Source organism: Formosa undariae (assembly GCF_042427615.1).
Lineage (GTDB): Bacteria > Bacteroidota > Bacteroidia > Flavobacteriales > Flavobacteriaceae > Formosa > Formosa undariae.
Genome location: NZ_JBHMEZ010000012.1, coordinates 579,314 through 603,910, shown reverse-complemented (window position 1 = coordinate 603,910; position 24,597 = coordinate 579,314). Strand labels below are relative to the sequence as shown.

Genomic DNA, 24,597 nt, shown 5'->3' with positions numbered 1-24,597 from the left:
GATATTTTTTGAGTCATGTTTTAGTGCGTTTTAAATTTAAACTGTTCATTTTTTGATTGATTGTTGATGATTTATTTGATGAAATGTATGGTTAATGGATATTGAAATTCTTTACCTTCTTTGGCTTTTAAACTCGCTAAAAGGATTAAAGTAAGTTCAATTACAAAAGCAATAATGGCAAGTCCGATTAAAACACTGCCTAAAAAAACTAAAGAAAAGATTTCATTAAAACTAAATTGAAAACTTTCTACCATATGGAAATCGATAAATTCGAAACCACTAAATAAGTTATAAAAGAAAAACGGTATGGTAATTATTCCTAAAATGACCGTGTACAAGAATATACTGATTTGAAAGTTAATAACTTCTTTACCGTGTTTATCAATAAACATCGATTTGTCTTTAGTCATAGTCCATAATATAATAGGCGCTATAAGGTTTCCGAAAGGAAAAATAAATCCACAGAAAGTAGATAAATGTAAAAAAGCGGCAATATTTCGTTGGCTTGTGTTTGGCATTTTAAAAGTATATAATAGTTGTCTATGCAAATATATGTTTTTAAAAAGGTATTATGCAAAACACAGTAGTGTAATTTAACATAATATTAACAAATTGAGATGTGGATTATTTTCGATATTTTTACTAAAACAATCAAACGTATGACACTTACACCTTCCAAAATAAATAGCTTTTTAATCTTTAAACTTCCATCTGCTTATTTGTGTGGGGTGCGTACTAAAGTTTTAAATAAGGATACATGTGTGGTTAAGGTACGACACAGGTGGATTAATCAAAATCCATTTAAATCTATGTTCTGGGCAGTGCAGGGGATGGCGGCAGAATTATCGACAGGCGCATTAGTTATGTTGAAAATAGCCGAAAGCGGAAAAAAAATTTCCATGTTAGTCTTAGGTAATCAATCAAGTTTTACCAAAAAAGCAACTGGAAAAATAGTGTTTACTTGTCACGATGGTCATGTTATTCAGGAGGCCATAGATAAAACCATTGCTACGGGCGAAGGACAAACATTTTGGATGACGTCCGTTGGTGTAAACGAAGACGGTGTAGAAGTGTCTTCGTTTAAATTTGAGTGGAGCGTTCGCGTAAAGAATTGATCTTGTTTCTGTTCTCATATTCAATCTGAAAAGGGAATCTAAATATCTGCGTTAATAGACATAGCAAGTCCTAAGAGGTGCTATTTTGTTTGGTAGATAAAATACCTCTGTTGTTCTAGACACTATTCATTCTTGTCTAATAGTTTTTATTTTACTTTAAATTTTATGGATTTTTGCCTGTAGAATGGATGAATCTGTTCTTAAAATTATTATTAAAGTAAATTATTTTATGAAAAATCTATGGATTCTATTGGTGTTAATTGCGGCTAAAGTTGGGTATGCTCAAGATGTAGACGCTGTGTATTTAAACGCAGAATTATTTCCAGGTACAGATGTTAGTGATGTTACTAAACTAGAAGCTGGAATTGATTTTCCAATAATAAATACAAGTAAAGAAAAGCTGACCATAGGAGGGAAATTCCAAAAAACAAGCTATATGTATGTGGATAAAGATGTTCCTTTTGAAACAGATGAAATTGAAGACTTTAATGCTTTTAGTTTTAAATTAGGATACCAACGTCGTTTAAGCGATAGTTGGTCTTTACAGGTAATGGGAGAATCTCAAGTCTCATCAAATTTTAGTGAGAAAGAAATAAAATCGGAAGATATTTTCTTTAATGCCATGGCCACTTTAGAAAAATATAATGAGAGCAAAAACGCCATGTGGACGTTTGGAGCGGCTTACGATATTAAGTATGGCTTATATTATCCAATACCGGTAATTTCATATACTAAAAGAATAAACGACGCTTGGGCTTATAAAATTGGCTTTCCAGATGCACGAGTGAAATGGTCCATATCAGAGCATCATAATTTTGAAGGCTTTGCAACTCTAACGGGATTTACAGGGAATATTAACGATGAGGTAGAAGTCTATAAAGAAGATTATAGTGGTACGTTACGACAAACGAGTTATATCGTTGGTTTGGGATATAATTTTAGTTTTTTCAAGACTTTCCAAGCAAGCCTTAACGGCGGATATTCTATGTATAACAGTATGGAAATTCAGGATTATAGTAATAATGAGGTTTATGATTTTGATTCCTCGAATAGTTTTTATTTAAATTTAGGAGTAAAATATAAGTTTAAAAACAACACAAAGATTAAGTCTTTATACTAACGGACTTTTAATAAAAAACCTCAAGAAACGGTTTGCCGCTCTCTTGAGGTTTTTTTACGTAACAGATTTTGTATTTATCTTTTTAAAAATCCTTTTTTTAGGATGTCTTTAGAAACTAGATCTTCTGGTTTTACTATCGTTGTTTCTGTATTAGAAAGCGGTTTTAAAACAGAAATCTCTCCATCTTCATCTATTACGAGTGAGTTGGACGTTAATTCTGTAATATATGCAAGACCATCTGTGTTATCTCCTTGGTCCCAATTATAATAAATTTGTGTTTGTGCACTATTATTCCAAGACCAAATTGCTAAACCACCACTATTATCACTTAAAGGACTAGTGTTGGTTACAAAATAGGTGCCTGCTCTAGAGAATAAAACGGTTAATTCTTCAGAGGTTCCAATAACATCATTTCCATTAAAACTGACCAATTGCCATGTTTGACAAAGTAAATCGGTGTTTGTCGATTTTTCAATCTCTGTTTGTTTAGCTGCTTCAATCTGAATTAAATTTTCAGGATTACTAGTTAAAGCAATAGAGAAATTTATCGAACTGTTATCGATATCAGATATGAATAACGTCCCGAAATCTGAAAGCACAACAGTCTCATCGTCAACTAGACTATACGTTCCAAAAAGGATGTTTGGTTCTTCGGTCGTTCTATCGGCTTCCGAAGATTTTAATATAATATAATTTCCACTTTCATTAAATTCAAAAGACTCATAAGCACTGGAGTTACTCACTACCCATTTTGCGTTTATGGTTGTGTCTTCTGGCGTTTCTGTGAATTCATTCTCTCCGTTATCACTACTATCACAACTCAAGATTAAAGTAAATACAAACAGGGTTAATAGAATCTGACTAATTTTTTTCATTTTATAATATTTCAGTTAATTGTTTTATAAATAAGCTTATAAAAAAGTGATAAGCTTATTTTATATAGTTAAAAATTAAGATGTAAATCTAGAAAAAATAAACCTTGTAGTTCAATAGAAAAGTGAATCTTTAAAAGCATTTATAAGTGTGCTTTCATAAGAAGAAAAACAAAAAGGTGTAAGTGGTTTATTTTGAGTGTGTTTTAGTTTTAAAAAGATAATAATTTGTAAAATGATAAAAAATAAGAAGACTATCTTGCGGTTTAGTTTATAGCAAACGTTTAATTCCAGCGATTAGAAAAGGTGTTTTTGGTAAACTATTCATAATCTTAATATCGTCTATAAGTTTACTCTCATTGCCAAGAAATTTTAATATGTCTTCTGGAGGCAGATTTTTAAACATTATCGAGAATATATCTTTTCCTGTCATTCTTTTAGAAATTATCACTTCTAAGACTGTGCGGTCGTACCACTGAAACATTTTTTCCCGAAAGGTCATTTTTGGATTCGGATATTTACCGTGTAGTAAATTTTTGGTGATTTGTTTTGTATTTTTTTGAATAAACTGAAACGTATAACCGCTACTTGCTTTTGTGAATCCGCCAGCTGTCCCAATGTTAATGATGCGTTCTTCAGATTTGGGGCGTCTCGAAAATTTTGCTAAAGACATGGGTATTACTCCGAATTCTTTATGCACTATTTCGTATTCTTCAATTTTTAAATCGTCTTTTATATACTGTTCTAATGCGATCTTGTACTGTGCTTTATCTAATATTTTTTCACTAAAAAGGGTGTATTCAATAAGTGCTTCATTAGCACTAGTTGGTAGGACGTACATAAAGGTGTCACCGTGATCTTGATTTAATCTAAAATCCATTAAAGTGCCAACACTATCATTAAAAGTTGGCTTATCTGTCTTAATAACCCAACCTTCAAAATGCTGTAAAAGTGCGTTCTCTGTGTTTATTGTGGGGTTGAACAAATTTGTAGAATTAAAAATATAGTCCGCTGAATAGTTAGCATTTTCAGTTTTTACGATTGCATTATTCTGTTCCGATAGGATGTCTTCTATAGTCTCAAACTTGAAGGTTACATTTTTAAATGTTTTAGCACATGATAAAACATGGTTGTAAAAATCAAGACCTTTGATCATTTTGTAACTATAGTGCTCTAAATTTAACCGTTGCGTAAATTCGGAAGTTCGGAATTCTAGCGTTTTCCATGCATGAGTGACTATACTATCAAAAAGTCCGTTTTCAGTTTCCCAATAACACCATGTTTTGTCGTTTGAATCCTTTTTAACGCTGTCAAGGACTAAAATGTTTTTTTTATTTAAAGTGGGTTCTTTTAAAATGCGGTATAATAAACTTAAACCCGCACAGCCTGAACCTGCAATGATATAATCGTATTTTATCTGTTCGTGTTGTGGCATTTTTTTTTCAGCAGTCTTGTCCTAAAATATTGCTATGCGTTGAAATTGCTTTTAGGCTAATAATTGATTTCTCTAATTTGGTATTTTATTAGCTAAAGATAAAAGTTATGGTATTTCGTTGTATAAATTAACAGCATTTTTTAGTACGCTTTTAACTTATTAGTGAAAAAAATGCACGTCCGTATATTTAATACTTTACATCTGGATATACGTTTTTTAGAAATGAAGTACATATTTAGGGCAATGATTGATATGCCAAACCTGTTGTTTTTTTACATTTGAGAGTAGAAAAGATTTGAATAATTGAAACAACCACATCTTTACATTCAATATGGTTAACCGTTATCTTTCAAAAACGGTGTGTCCTTCTTTAATGGTTTCAACTACTTGAATCTCTTTTATGGTATCTGGAGCAACTTTCAACGGATTTTTATCTAAAATCACCAAATCGGCTAATTTTCCTGCTTCTAAAGTTCCCTTGTTATTTTCTTCAAAATGCTGATAGGCCGACCAAATGGTAATCGCCTTTAAAGCTTCAAAAGGTGTTAATCGTTCCTCTTCTCCAATAACTTGTCCAGATCGCGATGTGCGTTGTACAGCAGTCCAAACCACACGCATTAAGTTGGGCAATGCTACCGGTGCATCTGTATGAATCGTGATGTTAAGGCCTTTATTAAGTGCAGTTCTTACAGGACTGATTCTATTTCCTAGTGAGTCTCCTATAATTTCTTTATGCCAATCGCCCCAATAAAAGGTATGTAGCGGAAACAACGACGTAATAACATCTAATTCTTTAAAAGCATCCAATTGATCGTCTCTAACATATTGCCCATGAATTAAGACATTTCTACGATCATTATTCCCATATTTTTCAGCTAAAGGCTTCATGGTTCGTAGCATCTGATCCATAGCAGCATCGCCATTAGCATGCGTTAAAATTTGGTAATTATTTGCAAAGGCCTTCTCGTAAATAGCCGTAACTTCTTCATCATTTGTAAATGCAGGATATCCCAAGTAATCTTTATCTGCACCAGCAGGCGGCAATAAATAAGGTATGGTTCTCCACGCTGTTCGTCCTTGCGGAGAACCGTCTAAAGTGATTTTCATACCGCCAATGCGATAATGCTTGTTGTAGTCTTTGGAGTACCATTTAGATTCTAAAGGTTTGGTAAACATATAATCCATATAAGACACCACGTCTAGTTTGAAAAAATCATTTTCTGCAAATTCAGCTAATAACTCGTGTTGTTCCATAGCACGTCCTTCTTGAGCAGTGGTATAACCATAAGATAAGGCCATCTCTTGCCCTGCGGTCATAAACAACATTAGTGCTTCTTTTGTTACAGGGCTTAAGGCTTTAGCATATAACGGAATGGCTGCTAATTCTTCTAAAACACCATTAGGTTCTTTAGAGTTTGGCATTCTCCTAATAATACCGCCCTCTGGGTTTTTCGTCTCTGCTGTTATGTCTAATAGTTCAAGTGCTTTAGTGTTTAAGGAGGCAAAATGACCAGAAATATGAATAATCATGATAGGTGTTTCTGTGCTCACTTGGTCTAGATCTTCCTTAGTAGGAAAACGTTTTTCAGCAAGAACAGAGTCATCGAAGCCCATTCCAAATATCCAACCTGTAAGCGCTCTGTTTTCAGGTGTATCCCAAGCTTTTAAAATCTCAATTAATTTAGGAATATTGTCTGCTTCGGCATCCGGAGATGGTAATATTTGGGCACCAATCGCTTGGGCCGAAAAGCTTCCAAAATGTGCATGCCCATCGATAAAACCTGGCAATAAAGTTTTGCCGTTTAGGTTAATCATTTTATGTCCCTTACCAGCAATCTCCATCGCTTTACTTGACTCACCAGCAAATTCTATTTTGCCATCTCTAACAACTAAAGCATCTACATAAATAGGAGAATCACTTGCCATAGTGATAATGTCTCCTCCATAATAAACGGAAGCCGCGTTTTCTTCGCTTTTTTTCTCGTTTTCATTACAAGAGAAAAGAATAATTGCTAAAATTAATAGTAAGTTGTTTTTCATCTTTAAAGATTTTTATGGTGGTCTCGTCTCGAACTCTGTCTGTGGTTACAAATAACTTTTAATCAGTTGGTTGAACAGGTGTAATTCGTGTTTTATAATCTAAAGATAAATGTAATTTCAGTGCATTGTATAAATTAATTACGTTTTTTACTCCACTTTTAGCATGTTTGAAAGGAAAAAGTGTAATGATATTTATGAGTAGTGTCGTTCGTGTAAAACGTTGAGACTTAAAGTTGTGTGTAATCGTTACAAGCTTTTATATTAAGTAATCACTGAAAATAGTTATTATCCTAAATTTCTTATTTTTTTTAACTCAGCTTCTAATTCTAATTTCGCCTGTTTATCTGTATTGCCTAGAGCTGATTTTAAGAGGTTGTTTTTTTCGTAAGGGTCTGTCCTTAAATTGAACATTTCTTCATTTTCATTTCCAAAAACAATCAATTTGTAAGTACCATTACTAATGGTCCAAGCATCTTTTTTATCATTTTTCATTTCAGAATATTGATACATTCTAATGCTATCTTTTTCAGTTAAAAGCGATTTAAAGCTTTTACTATCGTTTATTTCTTTAACATTTATACCTGCGATATCAGCAATAGTGGCAAATATATCTGTGCTCGTAATTAGGTTGTTATCGGTTCCGGTTCTGGTTACGCCTTTACCCGAAATATATAAAGGCATATTTATACCGCCTTGGTAAAGACTTCTTTTAACTTGATTTTCGGTGTATGTTGCTTGTGTAACTGCGGGTTCTGTACCATTGTCGCCAATACAAATGATAAGGGTGTGCTGTCTTTCACGTTCTGAAAGTGAATTTAAAAGTTTTCCTATTTGAAAATCCATGGCTTCAATAGATGCCATAAAGTAGGGCATGGGATCTGCACCTTTTGTATAAGGTGGTAAATTACCTTGGCCATGCATGTCGGCAGGAGGTACGTGAAACGGAGTGTGTGGCGCATTATAGGCAAGCCACATAAACCAAGGTTTGTCTTGCTCCTGAATCCAATTTGTCGCTAAATCTGTGAGTTTTTCAGTAGTATATTCCGTAGATGTTGTACTCTCACCATTTTCTAATAATGGCCAATTGTAGTAATCTTTAACAGAACCAGTAAATATGCCTGCATAATAATCAATTCCAAATGATTCTGGGTTTATAGTCGTGTCGTAACCCGATATGTGCCATTTACCAACCACTGCAGTGGCATACGTATCATTAGTATTTTTGCTAATGTAATTCTGTAGTAAAACTTCGTTTTCATTAAGTTTTTGATTGGCCCACCTCACATCGGTAAGGTATCCATATTTTCCTGTTAACATGGATGCTCGGGTTGGCGAACATGTTGGATAAGTCCAAAAGCGACTGAAGTTTAATCCAGATTCTCTAATCGCATCTATATGTGGTGTGTGGTTTTATGTGGCCTTCAGTAAATCCTGTCAAGGCCTCTTTTCCCATATCGTCTGCTATTATAAATAGAATGTTTGGTGTCTCTTTAATGAAATTTGTAGTGGATTTGTTTTCGTTTTTACAACCTAATACTAAAAATACTATTAGGATGATTCGTGTATTTTTCATTAATGAGTTTGACATTTATTGTAAGATCCTGAAATATAATTACCGATTGAGATTGCTTTGAAGCGACTAATTGAAATACGATATGTTGTATTTTAAAACCTAAAGATAAATGTATAGGTACGTCTTTGTGCCGATTAATTGAATTTTTAGTGCATCTTGTTCACTGCATGTATTGATGTACGTTGGGTCTTTGTGGATTTGCTTTTCTGTTTTAAAAATCAGATTTTAGATTTTATCCTACTCAATGTTTCTTGTGATATATTAATGTAAGAAGCCACTATTTTATTTGGCAGACGTTTAACAATGTTTGGGTTGATTTTAAATAATTGTTTATAGCGTTCGGAGGCATCTAGAGTTGTAAACGAGATTAATCTTTTAGAATTATTCACATACGCCTTTTCTAAATAGATGCTATAAAAATCTTTCCATTTGGGAACAATCGTCATCAGATGTCTAAAGTCGTCGTGAGTGATGAATAACAGTTCACTATTTTCGACGACTTGTATGGTTTCTTGTGCTGGTTCATTTGTAATAAAACTTACAAGTTCTGTTGCAAACTGATTTTCGAAAGCAATATAACGCGTCACGTCTTTCCCTTCTTCGTTTATGTAAAACAGCCTTAAACACCCTTTTTTTACGAAATAACTCGCCTGACTATTTTTTCCATTTGAAAGTAAAATGTCATTTTTACTTTTCTTTATGGTCTTAAAATAAGACAAGACAATTTTTAAATCTTCGTCTTCAATATTAATATTCTTCTTTATAAAATTAGTGAGTTCGATATTATTTGCCATCTATTTGTAGTCTCTTACAAATTTACGATAATGAATAATATCCTGTATAGATAGGACCATCAAATTGTGCTCATTTGCAAATTCTATAATCGTGTCTGTTTTTGCCATTGTGCCATCGTCGTTCATTAATTCGCACAATACGGCTTCAGGTTTTAATCCTGCTAACTTCATTAAATCTACGCTACCTTCGGTATGACCTTTTCTTTCCAAAACACCATTGTTTTTAGCGCGCAACGGAAATATATGTCCAGGTTTTGCTAAATCTTTGCTTGTCGCATATTCGTGGGAAGCCACTTGAATGGTTGTTAGTCTATCTTTAGCCGAAACGCCTGTAGTTACGCCTTGTTTTGCTTCTATTGAAATGGTAAAAGGGGTTTGGAAACTACTGGTGTTTTCCTGAACCATATAAGGTAAATTAAGTAAATCTGCTTTTTTATTTGTCAGACAAAGACACACAATACCACTACATCTTCTAATCATAAGCGCCATTTGCGTATTCGTCATGTGGTGCGCCGAGAATACTAAATCGCCTTCATTTTCTCTGTCTTCATCATCCATTAAAATGATTCCGTTTCCATTCTGAAGATGAATTAATGCTTTTTCTAAGCGTTCTTGACTGTCTTTATTAATCGTTTGTAATGTATCTAACTCTGTAAGTACCATTCTAAAATATTATTAATATTGGGTAGCAAAATTAGTGTTGTCTCAGGTCAAACCATTTGATGTAGGTCAATAAATTAATGTATTTAAAATGATTACTCAATTTTACGTTTAAGTCTAATTTAAGAGCGAGAAGAGTTACAGATTTGTGTAATGCATTTTGGAGATAACGAACTGTGGTAAGTAGTTGATTGGTTGTGATTTAGAGACGTATTCCATGGTGTTTAGGTAAGGTTATCTATCGTTTTATTTTCACTTTTCTTTTCCAATATATGATATAAAAAGTACCGAGAACTGTCGGTAGTATCCAAGAAATCAAGGAGCCTATGCCTAAACCCGCAATAATAAATGCAGTTATAGATGCAATTAAAGCGCCAATCATTTTCCCAAGGTGAGATATTAACCAAGCATTTTTCGTGTGCTTTGAATTGTTGTAAAATTTGAAATCTTTAATAGTTAACAATAGTCCAAATGCTCCAAAAAACACATATAATATACTTAAAGACTTGTTGTTTAAGAATCCATAAACGCCAAGGCTAATCATGATGATCGAAAATAAAAACATGACTCCGGAAACAACTTTGTCTATCAAATCGGCTTCTGTTTTGTTTTTAAAAGTTAAAGCTCTATTTCCTGCCAATACTAGATATATGGTAAATAAACCAATTAAAAAGAGAAATAGATTTTCGTGTTTTGGCATCCAAGATATTGGAATAGAAATTAACGAACTGCTTATCATTCCAATGGAGAATAGGTTGCCCATTTGTTTGTGTAGCGCACTTCCTTTCTTAACGATTATACTTCCGATTCCGGTAATTAATCCAATGCCACCACAGAATGCATGAATGTAAATCAAAATTTTAATGGTCTCTTCCATATGTTTTAGCTGAATTTAACGATTTAAAATTAGGATTATAATGTTGTGTTGAGAGATTTAATATTCTGAATTGTAGATTTTTAGTGACGAGTTGTTATATATACTCTATAATAGTATGTCGTATAAAAAGTGCCAGATTACGTTATGTTTTCTGGCACTCCTATATGTGTTTTGATCGACTATATAAATTGATATAACTTGATTTTTACTATGTTATTTATCTTTGGTGTTATATAATGTTACTTTAGTAATTCAAAATCTCCGGGTCTCCATGTTTTTTCAAAAAGCGCTTCTTCTGTACCATAGGTCCTTATTAGCGGAAACCAACCTTCGCTTACATTAGTTTGTAACCAGTTACTTTCTTTGCCTTCAGGCGCTTTAGGTCCAATATAAAGGTCTACACTTCCATCTGGATTAATTACTAAGTTTTTATCTCTAGAATCGACGCTTGTTGCTCTTAATTTATCAGTTGCATTTTTGTTATCAATAAAACAACGCGTGTTTTCGCTATATAAAGTAAAAGCCCAGAAGTTAGAAGCTGGGATTCCAGCCGGTAAATGGATTTTGTATGTATTCGAGCCAAGTAAAAAATTCCCGTCTTTATCTTCCTTTGTGGTTAAATAACTTGTAGTTCCCGGGCTAGGTGTATTTGATTGCATGCCTGCAGTTACTGTTACCGCTTCATAATAATATTGGTTACTTTCATCCAAAAAGTAGTTGGTACTACTCGTTTTAGTTAATGGAAAATTCGATAATAACCTGTACCAACTGCTATTGTCATAATAAACTTCATCATGCCTTGGCTTCATCTGATTAGATCGACTCATAAGCTCACCCAAATTAGCTCCTTGAGTTAAAATTGTTTTTATTTTTTCTGAAGGACTAAAGGCTTTACCATTTTCGATACCTAAGTACTTTAAATAAGTGTAGAAAATTTTATCTTCTTCTTTTTGAGGCTCATTTTGAATAAATTGATTTACCAATTCAAAGTATTTTAAACCCCTAGATGGTGTTCCCTGAAAACGTTTGTTTGTATTAGAAATGAATTTTGCTGGCTTCAAGTTCTCTCCATATTTACCGATTAGAAATGTTTCTTTCATCTTTTTGATTTCCGCTATATCAGTCGATAAAAATCGAGTGCCAATCATAATTTTATTGGTCGTACTATTAATTACGAAATACCCTTTTGTATTGAGTTTTGAATCATCATATCCGTTTGGAATGACAAGGTATTTACCGCCTTTTCCTTTATCAGCTCCCATTAAACCTAAATCTCCCAAAGAAAGTTGATAAAAGTCTATAACTCCTCCGGCAGAAGCTCCTGCAGGATAATCTATAACCAAAGGGCCAGTTTCGGATAGATCTGCCCAGCTAATCACATATGGCGTAGTCGCATTGGCAGTAAGAATACCAACCTTCTCGTTAAATGAACTATATTCTACAAAATCCATGTCTGCTCCTCCATATACTTCGGAATGTGCATTATACCACATTTGAAAAGTGGTAACAGGTAGTGCCCATTGATACACTTCAATGGCTCTTTGAAGGCTCAATTGCTCATTTAGTTTTTTTATAGATGTCTCAGTCAAGTAACTTTCATTTAATTGTATATCTCCAAAATTGGTTCGAATCAATTCATCACCTTGCAAGGTGGCTTCAGCAAGTGACGTTGTAGCAATATCTTCAGCGACTTGTTTGGATGGTGACTGATTGCAAGCAGAGATTGATATAATAGTTGCGAGTAGTAGCGGTGCTTTTAGTTTTAATAATTTCATTTCGAATAATTTATGTTTTTAATTATAAACAAGGTTAAGGTTAGTTGTCTTTCCCTAAAATAGGGCTACAGCTTAAAACTAATTTTAAGCTAATAATTGATATGTCATATTTGGTGTTTTGTAGTTTAAAGATAAATATAATGATATTTCGGCGTAAAATTTAATTACAATTTCTGAAGCAGTTTTAGTATATGATGATTTTGTAAAGATCTGATATAGACAAAATTAATATATAATTACTTTTTCTGTATATGTATAAAACTGCTTTTTCTGTCGTATTACTTTTTTTTCTAAATATAAAAGCTGTTCCATTTTTAATGGTTCTAGACAGTGTCTTGAATTCTAATTTAGACTTTTAAATCCGCGTTATATAGTATTTGTTTTACGCTAATTTATTATCCGATTGAGTTTATTGTTGTTTTACCAAAGCCATAATTTAGCCGAACTAATTTTTAGTAAAACCCACAGAAATGCATGTTTACAGCATGCTAATTAGAGTGTGTTCTAAAGTAAATATTAGCATTATGGAATCTAAAATTAATAATACGTTATATAAAACAGAAGCTGTTGAAGCCGATTTTAAGGATTTTATTCTGAAGCAAAAACATCCTTGTGTTATGGCTAAAACCGTGTTTTTAATGGATAAATACCATCTGAAAGCGTACGACAGTATAAATTCTAAAGATAGCGCTAAGGCTGTTTTAAAAGATTTAGAGGATTACATAAATCAGTATGATTTCGATTCTAATGAGTTTGAATCTTTTATAGCAGTTTTTCCTGATGATACATTTGAAACCGAAATAGAGTTTGAAAATAAGCTTTGGAAATTCCTTCAGCAATTACATGAATTGGACGATAAGGCATGGGATCCTTCAGTAAGCAATAATCCAGAGGATTCTAATTTTAGCTTCAGCCTAAAAGGTAAGGCATTTTACATCGTGGGATTACATCCTAATAGCTCCAGAATCGCAAGGCAAAGTCCACAACCCACTATTGTATTTAATCTGCATTGGCAGTTCGAAAAACTAAGGGAAATGGGGACGTATAAGCGTGTTAAAAAACGCATTAGAAAACGAGATAAAAAACGACAAGGAACTATAAACCCTGTGTTAAAGGATTTTGGAAACGATACCGAAACCAAGCAATATAGTGGGAGAGAAGTAGAACGTGATTGGGCTTGTCCCTTTCATTCAAAAAAATAATGTGCATGACAATGTTATATATAATTGAAGAACAAAGCGGGAAGGCCGTGAGGTTAAAAAAAGGAGATATAATTACGGTAATCGATCCTCAGGGGAAACAAGTGAGCGATATGGTGCTTTTTAATGCTCATGATTTGAAAGAGAAAATATCTTCCGGAAAAACGCTCGATTTCGAAGAATCTATTTTACTATCTACAGGTCATTTTTTATGGAGTAATAGGTCCAATAAAATGATGAGAATTCTAGAAGATACCAATGGAAGAAACGATTTTTTATTAGCGCCATGCAGTGCGGAAACGTTTCGTATTATGTACAACAATCCAGAATATCATCCGAGTTGTTTAGAAAACTTAACTAAGAATCTAGAGCCTTATGGTATCTCGCAAGATGATATACCAACGGCCTTCAATATTTTCATGAATGTACAGTTTGATGAGAAAGGAAAGCTTTCAGTATTACCGCCAACATCTAAAGCTGGAGATTATGTGAAATTTGAAGCTCAAATGGATTTGCTAGTTTGCTTAACGGCATGTTCGGCAGAAGACAGTAATGGAGGATCGTTTAAACCCATTCATTTTGAGGTAAGTTCTTCGAACTAATTCGGTTTGATAGGTTAGTAGACTATGATTTTTCCCGATGCATTACAGATTTATAATCCGTAATACGTTTTAAGATGCTAAAAGGTCAAAATATTTGTCCATTTTAAAATAAACATAATTAGTACTGTAATACCGGTACTGCCATATATTAAGCCTTCCCAATAAAAGGTTCTCTTGCCGTAAAGTTTTCTCATTTTTTCACTATATGCGCTCTTGTAAGGTCCAACAGTTAACTTCCAATAAATAAAAAGGACTATTAAAAAAATTAATACTGTTAGCCCTATTAACCAACTTTTGTCCATGTGTCGAAGTTTTAGTTTGTGTTTTTATAGTGTAATACGTTGTTTTTTTATTTTAAAATTAGAGGTGTCAATTTTGACTTTAATTTATCATAATCTGCCTGACTTATTACGTCTAATTCTAATAATTCTTTAGCTTCTTTTAACTTGGAAATAGCTTCTTCCTTCGTTAATTTTTTATTCTGGTTTTTAATTTCTCCAAGCTCAACTGCCGTATCATAATCAATTAAAACAGGAATAAGTCCATAACCCTTAAAAAGCGCATATACTTTGTAGCCATTTTTTTTAGTTCCGTAAGTTTTTAATTTATCCACTATCACTTTTTTATCAGTTAATGTGTTTGAAACTCTTTGTCCTCCTTGAGAAATATAAGTAAAACCTAAATCAGATGTCGGAATGCCAATAATCAAAGTGTCTCCAATTTTCAAAGTATCTCCAATTCTGCTCAAGTAAATTTTATATTCAGATTTCTCCGTTAATCTTCCATATTCGGCTGTTTGAGAATAGCTCATCGAAAAACTAAATATGAGTATAATAGTAAATATTCTCATTTTTGATCAAAATTATACACATTGTGTTTATTTATGCTGCGTAGCTTGGAAAAAGATACTAAATTTCGGTTAAACACCGAGCATAATTTTTATACTTTGTCTTTACTTTTTCTCTTTTTTGAATTCCAATGTCATAATCTAGAACAAATCGATAATTAAACGCTACATGTGGGGAAATTTTAGATCTATCATTCCCGATTATTATCCCACATTCAGTCTTTCTAAAATTGAATTTACATAGATAATTATTACACTATATTGGTGTTTTTTTCTTCTAAATAGCACTGCAATGGTATGTCTCGATTTAGGTTGATTATATTTTGTCTAGGCTTTTAGCGTGTGCTACATTTACAGAGGTGTTAAAACACTACGTTTTTTAGTTCTTTTGTAATCTTCGCATATTTTTAAACCAAAATCATTTACTCTTTTCCAGTCTGTAAACTCTATTGGTTTGTCTGATTTTGTTGGTCCATTTGTTAGTCTCATAATCAATCTAATCATAATTTTATCCATCCACGGATAAGATTTATAATCTAACTTTCCCGCAAAAACGTCTAAGAAATCAGGCTTCCATTGCGTTTTATTTATAAATTTAATGAGATAAGGATTTGTAGTCGCTGAATTTTTATTTCCTTTTCTTGCAACAAGATTAACCGAGAAAAAAGCAGTCTTTATTTTCTTTAAATAGTCTTTGTTTTTTAATACGAATTCATAAATACGCTCATTATGTTTACCATATCTAATACTAGCTCCGATAATTAAGGTATGAAATTTAGATAAATCAACATTACAATCCTCAATCGAACATAGTTTTGTTTTAATATGGTTCTCGTTAAAATTAGCGCTTAACTTTTCACAAATCTTTTTAGTTTGCCCATCTACAGAAGAATAAATTATTCCGATATGTTGTTCCATAATATAAATTTCACAGCTACGTTTTTTACGTATGTCTTGATCTAAATAGGGCTACAATTTAAAATTGAATTGACTCAGTTTTTTGATATTCCCCTTTTGTTATTCTATAATCTAAAGATAACGAAAATGGAGTTTTGAAGCATAGATTAATTGTGTTTTTACTTGGTTTTCGTGTGCTTTATGTAGTTAGTGTACATTAATCTGTAATAGATTCCTCCGCCTTAATGACATCAGAATAGAAGTAATTTAAATCAGAAAGAAAAGATATTTGAACTTCATTTTACTCCATTTATTTTATGATGCTTTGTCGCGTAGGCATCTCCATTTACAATCGAATCCGAAATCGTTAGAAGCTCATGTCGTAGCATCTAAATGCATATGCGTCATCATTCCACAAATAACTAATCTTTCAATTTCTAATTCTTTAAGTGTTTTTAATAAATCCGTGTCTCTAAAATTATTAAGGAAATGTTTAACTACTATTTTTATATTATAATTTGTAACAATTACTAGTTTACATCAACTTATATAGTATAACCTCTAATTTGAAATATAATGGAAGCACACGAAATAGATTATCATATTTATGGTGAAGAAATGCAATATGTAGAAATTGAACTGGACCAAAATGAAGGCGTCGTTGCCGAAGCGGGAAGTTTTATGATGATGCATGAAGGCATTAAAATGGAAACCATCTTTGGAGATGGTTCTACCGAAAATGCTAGTTTTTTAGATTCTATTTTCGGAGCAGGAAAACGATTATTAACAGGTGAGAGTTTATTTATGACGGCCTTTTATAATACGTATCTAGGTAAACGTTCTGTCTCTTTTGCTTCGCCATATCCTGGTAAAATATTAGCTATAGATCTGTCTCAGTTTGGAGGAAAAGTGATTTGCCAGAAAGATGCCTTTCTATGTGCTGCAAAAGGAGTAAGTGTAGGTATAGAGTTTTCTAAACGACTAGGACGTGGTTTGTTTGGAGGCGAAGGTTTTATCATGCAAAAGTTAGAAGGCGATGGGATGGCTTTTGTACACGCAGGAGGAACGCTAGCAACCAAACATTTAAAAGCTGGAGAAAAACTACGCGTAGATACAGGTTGTATTGTGGGCTTTACTAAAGATGTAGATTACGATATCGAATTTATAGGAGGCATTAAGAATACTGTTTTTGGAGGCGAAGGCTTGTTTTTTGCGACGCTTACCGGTCCAGGGACGGTTTATGTACAGTCTTTACCATTTAGTCGTTTGGCGGGCCGTGTGCTATCTGCTTTACCTAGAGGTAATAATAAAAAAGGAGAAGGTAGTGTGTTAGGGGGGCTTGGCGATTTACTAAATGGAGATAACAGATTTTAACAATTTTATTTTTGTTTTAAGATAATATTAAGATATTAATATCTAATTTTAGTGAAAATTGAAAACGTTGTAGTTGCTTGTTTAAGAGTCTATATGTGTTTTTAAGAATAAACTAAACTAAATTATAAACCTATGGCTAGAGCAATGTTCGAGTATACCAAAACTATACTTAGTAAAGTTAGTTTTGATACTGTGTTGTTTTGCAAAGAAGTACAAAAGGCTCTTCAACGCTTATTACCTTATGAGATTGAAGAATTAAAGATTTTTATAGAATCGATGATACAGCAAAACCCGGAATTAAATAAATGCCTTGTGTATTTAAAAGCATAATAAAAAAAGCAACTATTTCTAGTTGCTTTTTTTATGCGTTTTAGTGTATGTACTCTCTTGTTATTTCTTTTTGGTTAAAGGACTAACTATTTTTACGTTTTGAAACGCTATAGCGCCGCGAATTACACCAGAAATTATAGATTGTAAAGCTTCAATAATATGAATCTTTAATTCACTTTTATGATAAATTAAACTCACTTCTCTTGCTGGAGAGGGTTCGTTAAAGAATTTTAAGTTTTTCTGAGCGTTCTCACTTAAGTCTAACGTATGTAAATATGGCAATAGCGTCATACCTAAACCTTCATTAGAGAGTTTTATAAGGGTTTCAATACTACCACTTTCTATCTGGAAATCATCATCGGTATGTTGCTTAAATGCCTTACAAACGTTTAAAATATTGTTTCTAAAACAGTGTCCATCTTCCAACAATAGCATATCGTCAATATCAAGATCATTTGCATTTAATTTAGTCGCATGTCCCAATCTATGTTTCTCAGGAACGTAAGCTACAAAAGGCTCAAAATATAAAATACGTTCTTTAATATTCTCAGATTCTAGAGGCGTAGCGGCAATGGCAGCGTCTAAATGGCCTTCGTTTAACCTAGAGATAATTTCTTCTGTGGTTAACTCTTCAATAATAAGCTTAACTTTTGGATGCTTTTTTAAGAAACTGTTTAAAAACATCGGTAAAAGTGTAGGCATTACAGTCGGGATAATCCCTAACTTAAATTCACCACCAATAAATCCTTTTTGCTGATCGACAATATCTTGGATTCGATTCGATTCGTTGACAATATTTTTTGCCTGATTTACAATTTTAGCACCAACCTCAGTCAGTTCAATCGGTTTTTTACCACGGTCAAAAATAAGAACATCCAATTCGTCTTCTAATTTTTGAATCTGCATACTTAACGTTGGCTGGGTTACAAAACATTTCTCCGCCGCTTTGGTAAAGTTTTGATTTTCAGCAACCGCTAGTACATAATATAATTGAGTAATAGTCATGGTATAAATTTAGACTATAAAATTATAAAATCAATCAATGTAATAGATTATTAGTTGTGTTAATAATTGGCTAAATTTGAATAAATTAAAATACATACATTATGGGACTTAATATATTAGGATTAGATTCAGAAAAAACTAAAGATTTAGCTTCAGATTTAAATAGTTTATTAGCTAATTTTCAAACTTATTATCAGAATTTAAGAGGTATTCACTGGAATATTAAAGGAAAACAATTCTTTGAATTGCACGTTAAATTTGAAGAGTTATACACCGATGCTAATGTAAAAGTAGATGAAATTGCAGAGCGTGTTTTAACTTTAGGAGAAACACCATTACATACTTTTGTAGATTATTCAGAAGTGGCCAAAGTACCAGTAGGAAAAAATGTTTCAGGAGATGAAAAAGCAGTGGAGTTAATTGTAAATTCATTATCTGTATTATTAAAAATTGAAAGAGATATTTTAGATAAATCTGGTAATGCAGGCGATGAAGGAACAAACTCTATGATGAGTGACTTTATTACTGAACAAGAGAAAACCATCTGGATGATGAAAGCTTGGTTGGGTGAAACTACCGTATAATATTCACAAATTATTACGTGTTAAACCGCCTTTTTTTTGGATAAAACCAAAAGAAGGCGGTTTTTTTGTTTTTTATCCAAAAACATACCCTAAAATTCTAAAATGAAATAGTATATTCGCGGCCGCTAATAAATATGTTATGTTACACGCTATTGATTTGTTAGGAGTTATAGCCTTTTCTATATCAGGGGTTTTGGTGGCCTTAAGTAAGCGCATGGATCTATTTGGAATATTAATTATTGCTTTTGTAACCGCTACAGGAGGTGGTACAATGCGAGATATTTTAATAGGAGCAACACCAGTTTTCTGGATGATTAATCCGGAGTATGTGTATCTAATTTTGATAGGTACAATTTTTGCTACTTTTTTTAGAAAAAAAATCGATTATTTACGAACTTCACTTTTTTTATTTGATACGATAGGAATTGGGTTGTATACAATTATCGGAATAGAAAAAGGACTTTCGGCAGGATTATCTACACCTATCTGTATTGCGCTAGGGACTATAACAGCTTGTTTTGGGGGGGTGATTCGTGATATTTTATGTAACGAAATTCCTGTTATTTTTAGAAGAGAAATTTATGCAACCGCTTGCATTATGGGAGGGATTGCTTTCTTTGTGCTAAAATCATTGCCAATAGACGAGGACTATGTGTTATTAGGTTCTGGGATTTTAGTAATTGTAATTCGTTTAATAGCAGTGCGATTCACTATTAGCTTGCCTAGCTTGTATCGAAATGAAGACGACGATGAACTGAACTTATAATATAGTAATAGTAAAAAAACCACCCTTTAGAATTCTATTTTAAAGGGTTTTTTTTGTCTTATATTTTGTAATTTAATTTTTAATGCTAACCTTGTATTAAGACCAAATACTTAATCTGATTATTTTATGTTTTTTATTATTGATATTTTAGGAACTATTGCCTTTGCAATCTCAGGCGTATTAGTGGCACTAAATAAGCGTATGGACGCTTTTGGAATTTTAATTATTGCCTTTGTAACGGCGATTGGGGGAGGAACCTTACGAGATTTACTTATAGGAAACACGCCTGTGTCCTGGATGCTAAACATGACGTATGTGTATGTTGTTATTGGATCTACGGTGATCGCTATTGTGTTAAGAAGTAAAATAGATTACTTAAGAACACATCTGTTCTTATTCGATACCATTGGAATTGGACTATACACGCTTATCGGGATCGATAAAGGTCTTGGTGCAGGGTTACATCCCATAATTTGTATTGCTTTGGGTACCATGACCGCGTGTTTTGGAGGTGTAATACGCGATATTTTATGTAACGAAATTCCTGTGGTATTTAGAAAAGAAATTTACGCTACGGCTTGTATTATGGGAGGAGTTTCGTATTTCTTATTACGAAAATTACCCATTCAAGAGGACTATGTGTTTCTAGGCTCGGGATTAATAGTGATTGTACTGCGGTTATTGGCAGTACGCTTCAAGATTAGTTTACCTAGTTTTTACAGAGACGAGGTTAGTTAATAATTTCAACTTTTTCTATATATACGTTTTGAAGTGGCCATTCTCTATTGTCGGTTTCGACCTCAGAAATGGCATCCACTACGTCCATACCACGTGTTACTTTTCCGAAAATGGTGTAACTCCCATCTAAATGGTGGGCACCGTGAGGGGCTTGGACAATAAAAAACTCGTATGGCGAAGCTAATTTATGAGGGTTTTCAATTTCGCTACTTGGCATAGAAATCACGCCTCTTTCATGTGTAAATCCACGATTTTGATCTGTAGGCAATAAGTACTTACCAATTTTGATACGTCGCTTCGCGATACCTTCATCGTCACTACTACCACCTTGAATGATAAAGTTTTTAACCACTCTATAAAATTGGGTATTTGTGAAATAGTTTTGCTTGGTTAGGAAAATGAAATTAGCACGATGGAATTTCGTTTCATTAAAAAGTAAAATTTCTATAACACCTTTATTTGTGGTCACTCTAACCTTATTCTCTTTGTGCTCTTTTTCATAATGAAGAAAAAACTCCATAGCATTATCGTCTGTTAAAACAGGGAATTCACGTTCGTCTTTAACAGGAGCTTTATTGCTATCTGTTTTTGACTTATTTTTTGTGGTTTTTTCGACAGGAGGTTTTGTTGCATTATTTTTTTTAGAATTTGTATCTTCACAATTAAATAGAAAAAGAAATAAACAACAGTATACTAAGAATCTCATAAATGAATTTTGATGATTTTATAAAGTTAAGACCAAAAATAGAAAATATACCGCTTCCAGCCGAAGCATCTCAGGTTAAAATGTCTCCATCTTTTAGAGCGAACCTGAGTGCGGATCGAAAAATAGAGATAAAAACGGCTAGAAAAGCAGCAGTAATGGCTCTGTTTTATCCGAATAAGGCACATGAGACTATGTTGGTATTAATTCTAAGAAACACGTATAAAGGTGTGCATTCTGCTCAGATTGGTTTTCCTGGAGGCAAGTTAGAGCCCGAAGACGATTCACTAAAAACAGCAGCTATTCGAGAAACATTCGAAGAAGTCGGTGTGCCGGAAAAGCATATAGAAGTATGGCGAGAAATTACAGATATTTATATTGAACCTAGTCATTTTATTGTGCAACCATTTATAGGAATCGCAGGAAAAACGCCAAAATTCATAAAACAAGATGCAGAGGTTGATGCTATTATTGAAGTGCCTCTAACCGAATTTTTAAATGAAAAATGTGTTGTGACTAAAACAGTAACAACCTCTTACACAACAAAAATGGATGTTCCTGCTTTTATTTTTCAAGGTTATGTGGTGTGGGGGGCCACAGCTATGATGCTAAGTGAAGTAAAAGACATTTTAAAAGAAGTGTGTTATCCTTGACTTTTTCCTACATTTGCCTAATTATAAAAAACACAAAACATCATGGGATTGTTCAAACGAAATCCTTTCGGACATATACTTTTATTCAAAAAATGGATTATTAGATTCCTAGGAATCATAACGCACAGACGATTTAGAGGATTCAATGAGCTTCAAATAGAAGGTTCTGAAATCATTAAAAATCTGCCACATAACAACGTGCTATTTATTTCTAACCACCAAACGTATTTCGCAGATGTGGTTGCTATGTTTCATGTCTTTAACGCGAGTTTAAGTGGGCGAGATGATTCTATTAAGAATGTTGGATACATATGGCATCCTAAACTTAACTTATACTATGTTGCCGCTAAAGAGACTATGAAATCAGGTTTATTACCTAAAATTTTTGCTTATGCCGGCTCAATTAGTATCGAGCGTACGTGGCGAGCAGAAGGTAAGGATGTGAACAGACAAGTTAAAATGAGCGATATTTCGAGTATTGCTACAGCTTTAAAAGATGGTTGGGTTATTACGTTTCCTCAAGGTACAACAACGCCTTTTAAGCCCATTAGAAAGGGTACAGCGCATATTATTAAAAGATATGAGCCCATAGTAGTTCCTGTGGTAATAGATGGTTTTAGACGTTCTTTCGATAAAAAAGGACTGCGCATCAAGAAAAAGAATATCCTTCAATCTATAGAGATTAAAGCGCCTTTAGAAATCGATTATAAAAATGATACTATCGATAGTATTGTTGAAAAAATTGAATATTCTATAGAACAACATCCGTCATTTCTAAAAGTGCTGACTAAAAAGCAAATTGAAGAAATGGAAGAATTGAATAAAAAACGAAAATATAACGTATAAGTTATAAATCGATCTTCTTTAACTCGTTGTAGTTGCTATTTAAGCGTTTTAAAAGAATCCCGTAGATCAGATAATAAAAGCCTAGTAATAACCCAATGGTTATTGCTAGAATTGCGCATGTGCCTAGTATAATTTTAGTGTATAATAGGAAAACTTCCCCGTTGGCAGTTGCTATATTTATTTTTGAGATTAAAACTTGGTCTTGTTGAAATTCTATTATAAGTACAGTGATCGTGGATATTACAATAAATACAAGGTTAAATAACACATAGAGTCTAACCGTACGCCTTGTTTTTAATATGTTTTCCATCAGTATTTTAGCGTTGTCCGTAGTCGATATCTTTTTATAGTTCGTATAGAACAGGTAAAAGAAATAAAATAAGATCGCATAACTCAATACCATCAGTACGTTTAGAGCTGTTCCTGCTCCCGTTTCCTTAATTCTAATCATATCTTCGGTATCCTTAATACCAAAGGAGATAATCGTCCAAAAAGAGAACTCTAATAGGCTTATAATAAAAATCCATTTCACAATAGAAGAGGATTTCTTCAAAATCATTTTGTAAATATCGTTATAGGATAGTTTAGGAAAATTCTGATTTTCCTTCTTATTCCAATCTTTCTTTAAAATATCTAATGCATCCATTGGCTTACGGATTTAAAATGGTTCTTAACTTCGTTTTCACACGATTCATCTTCACTCTAGCATTCACTTCGCTAATTCCCATAGTTTCACTAATCTCTTTGTAATTTTTGTCTTCTAAATACAAGAAAACAAGTGCCTTTTCAATGTCGTTTAATTGTTTTACGGCACTGTAAAGTAGTTTTAATTGCTCTTCTTCAGTGTCGTCGTATTCTTCAGCTTTTATTCTAAACTGGACGGTATCGAAATCTTGTGTTTCAACTCTTCTTTTCGATTTTCTATATAATGTAATGGCTGTATTTAATCCTATTCGATACATCCAAGTGCTGAATTTTGCATCGCCACGAAACTTAGGGTAGGCTTTCCAAAGTTGAATGGTAATCTCCTGAAATAAATCGTTGTGAGCATCGTAATCGTTCGTGTATAATCTGCACACTTTATGGACGATGTTTTGATGCTCTTCAAGCAGTTTAATAAAGTTATGTTCTTGCTCTTTATTCAAGTCGAAAGGTTAGTTAAACTATTAGTGTCTACTGTATCTGATTTGTTACAAGTGTAATGAAAATTGATTGTAATTATAGTGAATACTTGTATAAATATCTTCATCTAAAATTAGGCATTTCGCAGTAGGTATTGCACCGGATTGAAGTTGTGAGTGGTGTCGATATGGTTTGTGTTGCTTATGTTTGGTGTTAAACTATGTATTTAATATAGGTGTGTTATTGTTTTGGACTTTAGTTATTTGTTTTTGTATATAGATATTATCTATGATTGATTTGTAATGACTAAAAATGGAGCAGATTCTACAGGGCTGTATTCTAGTTTAGTCTTGGTGTTTTTTTAATTGAACGATGATTTAAATTCTAATGACTACCATTAAATCTCTAGATATTTTAAACCGTGGCTCCTGAAATGGTTTGATGTAATGAGGCGTTTTGAATGTTGTTTTCTGTATAAAACTATACGATTTTATATCTTAAAATGATGTAAATATAAGTGTCCTGGTAGCACTATATTCATGTGAAATTTAAGTGAGAAACGTATGTGAAATAATCTACGGAATGTGTTATTTAAAAGTAAAAGATAACTTTTTATCAATCTAATTAGAGCTGTTAAAAATAGATTTTTTACGGAATATGTGAAACTAAA

The 24,597-nt window shown here is 32.9% G+C and carries 28 protein-coding genes; 11 read left to right on the top strand and 17 right to left on the bottom strand.

What is annotated here, in order from left to right:
• Positions 1–71: 71 nt before the first annotated feature.
• Complete coding sequence (locus ACFFVB_RS13575; protein WP_382383545.1) at positions 72–518, bottom strand: DUF4870 domain-containing protein; 447 nt, start codon at positions 516–518, stop codon at positions 72–74.
• A gap of 141 nt (positions 519–659) precedes the next feature.
• Between ACFFVB_RS13575 and ACFFVB_RS13570 the strand changes: the two genes are divergently transcribed.
• Both ACFFVB_RS13570 and ACFFVB_RS13565 read left to right on the top strand, forming a co-directional pair.
• Positions 660–1,115, top strand: coding sequence for a DUF4442 domain-containing protein (locus ACFFVB_RS13570; RefSeq protein ID WP_382383543.1), 456 nt, complete (start codon positions 660–662; stop codon positions 1,113–1,115).
• A gap of 229 nt (positions 1,116–1,344) precedes the next feature.
• On the top strand, positions 1,345–2,235 hold the full coding sequence (locus ACFFVB_RS13565; protein ID WP_382383542.1) for a DUF6268 family outer membrane beta-barrel protein: 891 nt from the start codon (positions 1,345–1,347) through the stop codon (positions 2,233–2,235).
• Between the two features lie 74 nt (positions 2,236–2,309).
• Here the strand turns inward: ACFFVB_RS13565 and ACFFVB_RS13560 are convergent, their stop codons facing one another.
• The 9 genes from ACFFVB_RS13560 to ACFFVB_RS13520 form a co-directional block, all read right to left on the bottom strand.
• The gene (locus ACFFVB_RS13560; RefSeq protein ID WP_382383541.1) at positions 2,310–3,110 is read right to left on the bottom strand and encodes a hypothetical protein; all 801 of its coding nucleotides are present in this window, start codon (positions 3,108–3,110) and stop codon (positions 2,310–2,312) included.
• 268 nt (positions 3,111–3,378) lie between these two features.
• Complete coding sequence (locus ACFFVB_RS13555) at positions 3,379–4,542, bottom strand: lycopene cyclase family protein (protein WP_382383540.1); 1,164 nt, start codon at positions 4,540–4,542, stop codon at positions 3,379–3,381.
• A 342-nt stretch (positions 4,543–4,884) separates the two neighbouring features.
• The gene (locus tag ACFFVB_RS13550; protein WP_382383539.1) at positions 4,885–6,582 is read right to left on the bottom strand and encodes an amidohydrolase; all 1,698 of its coding nucleotides are present in this window, start codon (positions 6,580–6,582) and stop codon (positions 4,885–4,887) included.
• Positions 6,583–6,867: 285 nt separating this feature from the next.
• On the bottom strand, positions 6,868–7,968 hold the full coding sequence (locus ACFFVB_RS13545; RefSeq protein ID WP_382383878.1) for a sulfatase-like hydrolase/transferase: 1,101 nt from the start codon (positions 7,966–7,968) through the stop codon (positions 6,868–6,870).
• A complete protein-coding gene (locus tag ACFFVB_RS13540; protein WP_382383538.1) occupies positions 7,964–8,155 on the bottom strand; it encodes a hypothetical protein in 192 nt (63 codons plus the stop codon). Before ACFFVB_RS13540 ends, ACFFVB_RS13545 begins: the two co-directional genes overlap by 5 nt.
• Positions 8,156–8,373: 218 nt before the next feature.
• Positions 8,374–8,949, bottom strand: a complete 576-nt coding sequence (locus ACFFVB_RS13535) for a Crp/Fnr family transcriptional regulator (RefSeq protein ID WP_382383536.1) — start codon at positions 8,947–8,949, stop codon at positions 8,374–8,376.
• Positions 8,950–9,612, bottom strand: coding sequence for a 3,4-dihydroxy-2-butanone-4-phosphate synthase (ribB, locus tag ACFFVB_RS13530; RefSeq protein ID WP_382383535.1), 663 nt, complete (start codon positions 9,610–9,612; stop codon positions 8,950–8,952). It lies immediately after the preceding gene.
• Between the two features lie 235 nt (positions 9,613–9,847).
• Positions 9,848–10,486: a hypothetical protein gene (locus ACFFVB_RS13525; protein WP_382383534.1), complete on the bottom strand. Its 639-nt coding sequence runs from the start codon at positions 10,484–10,486 to the stop codon at positions 9,848–9,850.
• Between the two features lie 239 nt (positions 10,487–10,725).
• Positions 10,726–12,261, bottom strand: a complete 1,536-nt coding sequence (locus tag ACFFVB_RS13520; RefSeq protein ID WP_382383533.1) for a DUF1214 domain-containing protein — start codon at positions 12,259–12,261, stop codon at positions 10,726–10,728.
• Between the two features lie 524 nt (positions 12,262–12,785).
• Between ACFFVB_RS13520 and gntA the strand changes: the two genes are divergently transcribed.
• Positions 12,786–13,463, top strand: coding sequence for a guanitoxin biosynthesis heme-dependent pre-guanitoxin N-hydroxylase GntA (gntA, locus tag ACFFVB_RS13515; RefSeq protein ID WP_382383532.1), 678 nt, complete (start codon positions 12,786–12,788; stop codon positions 13,461–13,463).
• An 11-nt stretch (positions 13,464–13,474) separates the two neighbouring features.
• Positions 13,475–14,062 (top strand): DUF1989 domain-containing protein, encoded by a 588-nt coding sequence (locus tag ACFFVB_RS13510; protein ID WP_382383876.1) that lies wholly within the window; start codon positions 13,475–13,477, stop codon positions 14,060–14,062.
• A gap of 349 nt (positions 14,063–14,411) precedes the next feature.
• Here the strand turns inward: ACFFVB_RS13510 and ACFFVB_RS13505 are convergent, their stop codons facing one another.
• The 3 genes from ACFFVB_RS13505 to ACFFVB_RS13495 all read right to left on the bottom strand — a co-directional run bounded on the left by ACFFVB_RS13505 (position 14,412) and on the right by ACFFVB_RS13495 (position 16,310).
• Positions 14,412–14,873 (bottom strand): hypothetical protein, encoded by a 462-nt coding sequence (locus tag ACFFVB_RS13505; protein WP_382383531.1) that lies wholly within the window; start codon positions 14,871–14,873, stop codon positions 14,412–14,414.
• Positions 14,874–15,260: 387 nt separating this feature from the next.
• Complete coding sequence (gene hemG / locus ACFFVB_RS13500) at positions 15,261–15,827, bottom strand: menaquinone-dependent protoporphyrinogen IX dehydrogenase (RefSeq protein WP_382383529.1); 567 nt, start codon at positions 15,825–15,827, stop codon at positions 15,261–15,263.
• A gap of 354 nt (positions 15,828–16,181) precedes the next feature.
• Positions 16,182–16,310: an isochorismatase family protein gene (locus ACFFVB_RS13495; RefSeq protein ID WP_382383874.1), complete on the bottom strand. Its 129-nt coding sequence runs from the start codon at positions 16,308–16,310 to the stop codon at positions 16,182–16,184.
• Positions 16,311–16,382: 72 nt separating this feature from the next.
• On the opposite strand from ACFFVB_RS13495, the gene ACFFVB_RS13490 reads away from it, so the two are divergent.
• Positions 16,383–17,180: a TIGR00266 family protein gene (locus tag ACFFVB_RS13490; protein ID WP_382383528.1), complete on the top strand. Its 798-nt coding sequence runs from the start codon at positions 16,383–16,385 to the stop codon at positions 17,178–17,180.
• Positions 17,181–17,312: 132 nt separating this feature from the next.
• Complete coding sequence (locus ACFFVB_RS13485) at positions 17,313–17,510, top strand: hypothetical protein (RefSeq protein ID WP_382383527.1); 198 nt, start codon at positions 17,313–17,315, stop codon at positions 17,508–17,510.
• A gap of 60 nt (positions 17,511–17,570) precedes the next feature.
• On the opposite strand, the gene ACFFVB_RS13480 is transcribed toward ACFFVB_RS13485, so the two are convergent.
• On the bottom strand, positions 17,571–18,515 hold the full coding sequence (locus ACFFVB_RS13480; protein ID WP_382383525.1) for a LysR family transcriptional regulator: 945 nt from the start codon (positions 18,513–18,515) through the stop codon (positions 17,571–17,573).
• 101 nt (positions 18,516–18,616) lie between these two features.
• On the opposite strand from ACFFVB_RS13480, the gene ACFFVB_RS13475 reads away from it, so the two are divergent.
• From ACFFVB_RS13475 to ACFFVB_RS13465, 3 genes are all read left to right on the top strand, one after another.
• The gene (locus ACFFVB_RS13475) at positions 18,617–19,099 is read left to right on the top strand and encodes a Dps family protein (RefSeq protein WP_382383524.1); all 483 of its coding nucleotides are present in this window, start codon (positions 18,617–18,619) and stop codon (positions 19,097–19,099) included.
• A 139-nt stretch (positions 19,100–19,238) separates the two neighbouring features.
• Entirely contained in the window at positions 19,239–19,865 is a 627-nt protein-coding gene (locus ACFFVB_RS13470) for a trimeric intracellular cation channel family protein (protein WP_382383523.1), read from the top strand.
• 126 nt (positions 19,866–19,991) lie between these two features.
• Positions 19,992–20,603 carry a trimeric intracellular cation channel family protein gene (locus ACFFVB_RS13465; RefSeq protein WP_382383521.1) on the top strand — a complete coding sequence of 204 codons (612 nt, stop codon included), beginning with the start codon at positions 19,992–19,994 and terminating at the stop codon, positions 20,601–20,603.
• On the opposite strand, the gene ACFFVB_RS13460 is transcribed toward ACFFVB_RS13465, so the two are convergent.
• The gene (locus tag ACFFVB_RS13460) at positions 20,596–21,309 is read right to left on the bottom strand and encodes a peptidylprolyl isomerase (RefSeq protein ID WP_382383519.1); all 714 of its coding nucleotides are present in this window, start codon (positions 21,307–21,309) and stop codon (positions 20,596–20,598) included. The genes ACFFVB_RS13465 and ACFFVB_RS13460 overlap by 8 nt on opposite strands.
• A gap of 2 nt (positions 21,310–21,311) precedes the next feature.
• Here ACFFVB_RS13460 and ACFFVB_RS13455 point away from each other — a divergent pair, with 2 nt between their 5' ends.
• Together ACFFVB_RS13455 and ACFFVB_RS13450 are read left to right on the top strand one after the other, a co-directional pair.
• Positions 21,312–21,959 (top strand): NUDIX hydrolase, encoded by a 648-nt coding sequence (locus ACFFVB_RS13455; RefSeq protein ID WP_382383517.1) that lies wholly within the window; start codon positions 21,312–21,314, stop codon positions 21,957–21,959.
• A gap of 42 nt (positions 21,960–22,001) precedes the next feature.
• Positions 22,002–22,805 (top strand): lysophospholipid acyltransferase family protein, encoded by an 804-nt coding sequence (locus ACFFVB_RS13450; protein ID WP_382383515.1) that lies wholly within the window; start codon positions 22,002–22,004, stop codon positions 22,803–22,805.
• 1 nt (position 22,806) lies between these two features.
• On the opposite strand, the gene ACFFVB_RS13445 is transcribed toward ACFFVB_RS13450, so the two are convergent.
• Both ACFFVB_RS13445 and ACFFVB_RS13440 read right to left on the bottom strand, forming a co-directional pair.
• Positions 22,807–23,451, bottom strand: a complete 645-nt coding sequence (locus tag ACFFVB_RS13445) for a DUF8845 family protein (protein ID WP_382383513.1) — start codon at positions 23,449–23,451, stop codon at positions 22,807–22,809.
• A 4-nt stretch (positions 23,452–23,455) separates the two neighbouring features.
• Positions 23,456–23,950 carry an RNA polymerase sigma factor gene (locus ACFFVB_RS13440; protein ID WP_382383511.1) on the bottom strand — a complete coding sequence of 165 codons (495 nt, stop codon included), beginning with the start codon at positions 23,948–23,950 and terminating at the stop codon, positions 23,456–23,458.
• Positions 23,951–24,597: the final 647 nt, after the last annotated feature.